This is a genomic window from Nitratifractor sp., assembly GCF_015487065.1.
Lineage (GTDB): Bacteria > Campylobacterota > Campylobacteria > Campylobacterales > Sulfurovaceae > Nitratifractor.
In genome coordinates, this window is the sequence record NZ_WFQN01000134.1 from 1 (window position 1) to 5,844 (window position 5,844).

Sequence of the window (5,844 nt, forward strand, 5' to 3'; positions counted from 1 at the left end):
CAAACTCTTTGAAATGGCGCAGTTCGTCACGATCGCTCGGCTCCCCTTTCATCCCAAAAGTCATAAACTTTCCGTTGGCCAGATAGAAGTAGTCGCTATGGAAATCTCTGAATTCCTTTCCCTCGGCGACTACGCTTTTGGAGTTGGGATAGGTTAGTTTAGCCTGATCGAGAAACGCACGGAACTTTTCGGCACTGTAGGGTGCCAGCGGATCGTTTAGCCGTGTTTCCTCGGGAGCCCAGAAGTTCCCGCTCATGACCAGCAGTGAAAGGAGATTGACACTGTCTTCGTAGTAGTCTTCGTGAGTTTTGCGCACCGCCTTGTAGATGCTGTCGAGGAGTTTTTGATACTTTTTGTTCGCCATAGCTGCCACCCCGAAGGGAGCTTGAAAGAAAGTGCTAGTGTAATTGCCGATTTTCCGGCCCTTGAGGGTGTAGCCGGACTTAATACGTGAGGCACGCTCTTTGCTCCGCTCTTTGAGCCAGTCGAGCATTTTGTCTACCAGTTTGCGGGAGCTCTCGTCCCCGGAGATCAGATAATCCAGACCGATCCTCCAGGGATCACGCCCCGCATTGTAGTAGTAGTCGCCGTCGTGACTTCCTTCCAGAAAGTTTTTCGGTGCCGGTCGGCAGGAGTCGATCGGGTCGCAATCGACCAGAAAATCGGGCAGGAGGCCGGTCCTTTTGCTGTATTTTTTCTGGATCTGTCTTAGAGCGCCTTGACAGGCTTCCACCACGTCGTACCAACTCTCGTCGCCGCTTGCCCAGGCGAAGCTCTTGAAAGCGGTCAGGATACAGTCGGAACTTCGGGGGGTGTATTGATTGTATTTTTTACCGTCGTTTTCCACCCAATCTCCCAATTTGGGAAGGAGACTCTCTGGACCGATTGTGGAGTCTTTGATCCCTCGGATCACTCTGCGGGCTTCGGACAGATAGTCCACAGCTCCGTCACTTCCCCACTGCTCATTGGCCAGTAGCAGCGCATAGGCGATGTCCGCATCCCCGTCGAAGGCGCTGTCTGCCCCCTCGACCCGTCGGCCGTTTTTGACTTTCCAACTCATGAGTCGGGAGTCAATTTCGCTGGGGTATCGCCGGGAAAAACGCCACATCCCGTCGAAAATCTCTTTTGCCTGCTTGTCGTATCCGGCCATAAGGGCGGTAATCACCATCCCGTAGCCCTGTCCCTCCGAGACGGTCACATCGGATCCTTTGCCGAAGGCCACTCGATAGAGCGGATGTCCCTGTTCATCCTCACCGGCACGGATCACATAATTCTTTTTCCAGTAGTTGTAAAAATTGCCTACATCCTGATCCATCTGTTTCTGAGAATATCGGCTGGGCTTGATGGTACCCGCCGCATAGTCCACATGTTGAGGGAAAGGGTTGTGCGGCGCCCCCCAAAGCTGCCCGCATCCGATTAAAACTGCTGTGATCGTTGCCAAAACTCTTTTCATACCTTATCTCCTTCCTGCCGTTAAAGCTGGGTATTCCTCGATCTGTTCTTGCCTGATTTTCGGGTATTTCCCCTTATCAAAGTATAACGCAGAAGCGGAGTTTCTATCCGCAAAATGCATGATTCTGAGGTAAAATTCTCTCAAATCGGTGCAAAAAGGAAAGTGTATGAAGATCATGGTAGTCGGTGCCGGCGGAGTCGGTGGGTATCTGGGGGCACGCTTTATCCGTGCTGGAGAAAACGACGTCACTCTCATCGCCAGGGGAGCGCATCTGGAGGCAATCCAAACGCGGGGCTTGCACATCATCGATCAGCTGGAAGAGTACACCGTCCACCCCGCCTACGCTCTGGAAGATCCTGCCGGCCTCGGAATCCAGGATCTGATCCTCCTGACTCTCAAAGCCACCGACCTGGAGGCGGGTCTGGAGGCGATCCGTTCCAACGTCTCGGACCAGACGGTCATCCTCCCCCTCCTCAACGGGGTAGAGTATCGCCCCCGAATCCTCAAGCACTACCCCCAAGCCGACGCCCTGGAGGGGTGCATCTATATCCTCTCCAACATCGTCGAATCGGGAGTGATCCGCAAAAAAGGAGAGATCTTCCGTCTCTGCTGGGGCAGGGAAAATTTCGATCCCGACGACTATGCTCAGATCGTCGAACTCTTCGACCGCTCTCTGCCTCGTCACAAACCCACAGCCGATATCGCCTACGAACAGTGGCGCAAATTCCTCTTTATCTCTCCCATGGCGGCACTCACCTCACTCTATAAGGTTCCGATGGATCAGGTCTACCGAGAGCACAGAACGCAGCTCCGCCGCCTCCTGGAGGAGATCACCGCCCTCGCCCGGGCCAAAGGGATCTCCCTGGGAGAAAAAGAGATCGAAGCCACCCTCGCCCAGGCCTCCAAAGTCCTCCCCGGAGCCAAAACCTCTATGCAGCTGGACCTGGAACGGGGCAAACCTGCCGAGATCGAGGCATTGGTGGGTTATGTGGTCAAAGAAGGTAAGCGTCTGGGGGTGGATGTATCGGAGATGGAACGAATCTATCAGCTTTTAAGAGCTGAACCTTCAAGGCATTCATCATGAATAGAAAAATCAATATACTTGGATTCAAAGTCTTCGAGGAACTTCGTCAGTCAGAGGAAAACACTCCGGAAAGCACAACGACTTTCTTTATCGAGGCGGCAAGAGGCGCGGGGGCGAAAGGTCAAATGACCTCGGAAGGGTTCGTCGTATTTAAAAATTCTAAAATTGCCCGATCCACCGTCAAATCATTTCCTGAAAGCATCAGAAAATTTCGTGAAAAATTGATCGAAGAAGGCATTATCCAACAGATAGGAGAAGATTATCTTTTCCAAAAAGACTATCTTTTCAACAGTCCTTCCGCCGCGGCATCGCTCGTGATGGGCAGAAGCGCCAACGGCCTCACTGAATGGAAATCAAAAGACGGCAGAGTCCTGAAATCGTTTGAAAGTGTGGAATAGAGTTAAGTTCTCGATCTTCATTCTTTGATGATAAGCTCCCAAAACGGAATCAACTACACCTACGATAAAATCCGCCTTGCCTATGAACGAAATTGCTACATCAAAGTTTGAGCTATATCATTGGTTCGGTAATAGCTACGATATGTCATGGGAAATGTCACAAAAATTTGGGGGAGGTCAAATGGGCATTTTAAGCCCGCACGTGCTACCCTCCGTTCATATTCACTGAACGGATCTGGAAATGTCCAACGACAAATTGACGAAAATCGAACGGGCCGGCTTTATCCTCAAGCCCGATTCTCCGGAGATCAAACCGATCTACGAGGCGGTCAAAGCCCGCTTCGAGGCGCGGGGTATCCGTGTCGCTCTGGCGGAGCGGTCGGCACGGATGATCGGCGAAAAGGGGGAATCCTTCGAGCGGATGTGTGCCGAGAGCGATTTTCTCGTCTCCCTCGGCGGGGACGGGACGCTGCTCTCCCTCGTGCGCCGCAGCTACTCCTGGCACAAGCCGGTCCTGGGGATCAATGCCGGCAACCTGGGCTTCCTCGCCGACATTACCGTCGATGAGGTCGATACTTTTCTCGATCAACTCTTCGACGGGGAGTACCGCATCGATCACCGTCTGATGATCGAAGGAAACATCCGCAAAGGTTCGGGAGCCCGGATCGACTTTTTTGCTCTCAACGACGTCGTCATCTCCAGTCCGGTCCCTTCCAAAATGGTCATCGTCAACGCGGCCATCGACTCAGAGCGCTTCAACAGCTATCGGGGCGACGGCCTCATCATTTCGACTCCGACCGGCTCCACCGCCTACAATCTCGCCGCCGGAGGCCCGGTGGTCTACCCCCTCACCAAAGCTTTCATTCTCACCCCGGTCCTGGCCCACTCCCTGACCAATCAACGCCCGCTGGTATTGCCGGCGGACTTCCGTATCGAGCTCGACACCGAAAAGTACGAAGCGGTCGCCACCATCGACGGTCAGGAGCGCTACGATCTGGAGGAGGGGGATCTGGTCTGTATCAGCGGCGCCAAAGAGGGGGCCCGCCTCCTGCACCGCAAAGAGCGCAACTACTTCAGCGTCCTGAGGGACAAACTGCATTGGGGAGAGAAGAATTGGTGAGTGCCGGAGTGCGAAAATGATCTCCCGTCTCTATCTCAAAAACCTGCTTTCTTTCAGGGAGGTGGAGTTGGAGTTTGCCCCCGGGCTGGTGGTGCTGACCGGTCCCAGCGGGGCGGGGAAATCGGTACTGATGCAGGCGATTTTGGCGCAGTTCGGCCTGGGAAGCAGCGATGCGAAGCTTTGCGAAGTGGAGCTCAGGCGCCCCCGGGATCTGCACAGCGATGCCTACGAGCTGGAAGAGCATCTCGCGCTCAAGTCGATCCGCAAGGAGCGGGTGGCCCACTACATCGACGCTCAAAAGATTTCCCGCAAGGCGCTTCGGGAGCTTTTCTCCCCCTACGTGCGCTATCTGAGCGTTCGGGATCGGGGAGGGCTGGAGAGCGGAGTGCTGCTGAGTCTGCTGGACGAATCGCGCAGCGCCCGGGAAAAGCCTTTTCGGAAGTTGTGCAGAGAGTACCGCAAGCGCTACGCGACCTTCGCGGCGCGCCGGGCGGAGCTGGAGCGGATCCTGGCCGAGGAGCGGGAGTGGGAGGAGAAGAGGGAATTCGCCCGCTATGAGATCGAGAAGATCGACGCTCTCGCCCCCAAGGAGGGGGAGTACGAGGAGCTGCTGACGATCAAGCGTCGGCTCTCGCGGATCGAAAAGATCAACGAAGCGCTGGAGCAGGCTTCGGGGGTCTTCGATCTGGAGGAGAGGGTCCAGGAGCTTTTCGCACTGGCGGAGAAAGAGGCGGACTATTTCAGTGACGCGATGAATCAACTGCGGGCCGATTTCGAAGAGATCGAGAGCCTCTCGGAGGAGTTGGCGGAGGTGGAGATCGAGTCGGTGTTGGAGCGCCTCGAAGCCCTCTCCGGCTTGATTCGCCGTCACGGTTCGATCACGGAGGCCTTGGCGTACCGTGATGCCAAGGCCAGAGAGCTGGAGAGCTACGAGCACATCGAGCGGGACAAAAGCGCACTGCGGGAGTATCTGGCCCTCGAAGAGCGGGAGCTGGAAGTCCTGGCCCGCCGCCTCTCTCAGGAGCGGAGGCAGGAGGCTCAGCGGACGGCCGAAGCGTTGGAGGCGGTCCTGCGAAAGCTCCGGCTGCCGGCGCTGCGTTTCCGCTTCGAGACGCAGCCGTTGGGGTCCGAGGGGGTCGACCGAATCGAGCTCGATCTGGAAGGCTCGGCGGCCTCGACATTGAGCGGCGGGGAGTTCAATCGACTCCGCCTGGCGCTGATGAGTGTGACGCTGGAGGGGACGAAAGGGGGTGAGGGGGTGATCTTCCTCGACGAGATCGATGCCAACGTCAGCGGCGACGAGTCGATCGCCATCGCCGAACTCATCGAGGGGCTATCACGCATCTATCAAGTCTTCGCCATCTCCCACCAGCCCCATCTCAGCGCCAGAGCCGATCAGCATATCCTGGTACGCAAAATGGGTGACGAAAGCCGTGCTCTCTCCCTGGAGTCCGAGGAGCGGGTCCGGGAAATCGCCCGCATCGTCAGCGGAGAGCGGGCGGATGCAGAGGCGACGGCCTTTGCCCGAAAGCTGTTGAACGATCGCAAGAAAGAACCGAGGAGGTAGAGATGTTGACGATCGAAATTCCGGGCTTCGGGACCCTGAAGCCGGACCACCTGGTGCTGGACTACAACGGTACCCTGGCTCGTGACGGCCGTCTCGATCCCGATGCCGCGAGGCTGCTCCCGAAACTGGCGAGAGATTTCCGCCTCCACGTCGTCACCGCCGACACGTTCGGGACGGTGGCGGCGGAGCTCAGCGGCTTGCCTGTGGAGCTCCGCATCCTGC

At 56.4% G+C, this 5,844-nt stretch carries 5 protein-coding genes and 1 pseudogene; 5 read left to right on the forward strand and 1 reads right to left on the reverse strand.

Going from position 1 to position 5,844, the window contains the following annotated elements:
• Window positions 1-1,453: glycosyl hydrolase family 8 (locus F8I07_RS07145; RefSeq protein ID WP_292657665.1), on the reverse strand; the 1,453-nt coding region annotated here is incomplete at its 3' end.
• A gap of 166 nt (window positions 1,454-1,619) precedes the next feature.
• On the opposite strand from F8I07_RS07145, the gene F8I07_RS07150 reads away from it, so the two are divergent.
• From F8I07_RS07150 to F8I07_RS07170, 5 genes and pseudogenes are all read left to right on the forward strand, one after another.
• The gene (locus tag F8I07_RS07150; RefSeq protein WP_292657668.1) at window positions 1,620-2,537 is read left to right on the forward strand and encodes a ketopantoate reductase family protein; all 918 of its coding nucleotides are present in this window, start codon (window positions 1,620-1,622) and stop codon (window positions 2,535-2,537) included.
• Complete coding sequence (locus tag F8I07_RS07155; RefSeq protein WP_292657671.1) at window positions 2,534-2,935, forward strand: DUF4357 domain-containing protein; 402 nt, start codon at window positions 2,534-2,536, stop codon at window positions 2,933-2,935. The genes F8I07_RS07150 and F8I07_RS07155 overlap by 4 nt, the downstream gene beginning before the upstream one ends.
• A gap of 241 nt (window positions 2,936-3,176) precedes the next feature.
• The gene (locus F8I07_RS07160) at window positions 3,177-4,055 is read left to right on the forward strand and encodes an NAD(+)/NADH kinase (protein ID WP_292657673.1); all 879 of its coding nucleotides are present in this window, start codon (window positions 3,177-3,179) and stop codon (window positions 4,053-4,055) included.
• A 16-nt stretch (window positions 4,056-4,071) separates the two neighbouring features.
• Window positions 4,072-5,622 carry a DNA recombination protein RecN gene (locus F8I07_RS07165; RefSeq protein ID WP_292657676.1) on the forward strand — a complete coding sequence of 517 codons (1,551 nt, stop codon included), beginning with the start codon at window positions 4,072-4,074 and terminating at the stop codon, window positions 5,620-5,622.
• A 2-nt stretch (window positions 5,623-5,624) separates the two neighbouring features.
• A pseudogene (locus F8I07_RS07170) lies at window positions 5,625-5,844 on the forward strand (haloacid dehalogenase); the annotation flags it as partial.

Excerpts from the sequence above, each read along its gene's own strand:
- F8I07_RS07160 (WP_292657673.1), top strand. The coding sequence starts at position 3,177 with ATGTCCAACGACAAATTGACGAAAATCGAACGGGCCGGCTTTATCCTC.
- F8I07_RS07155 (WP_292657671.1), top strand. The coding sequence starts at position 2,534 with ATGAATAGAAAAATCAATATACTTGGATTCAAAGTCTTCGAGGAACTT.
- F8I07_RS07165 (WP_292657676.1), top strand. The coding sequence starts at position 4,072 with ATGATCTCCCGTCTCTATCTCAAAAACCTGCTTTCTTTCAGGGAGGTG.
- F8I07_RS07150 (WP_292657668.1), top strand. The coding sequence starts at position 1,620 with ATGAAGATCATGGTAGTCGGTGCCGGCGGAGTCGGTGGGTATCTGGGG.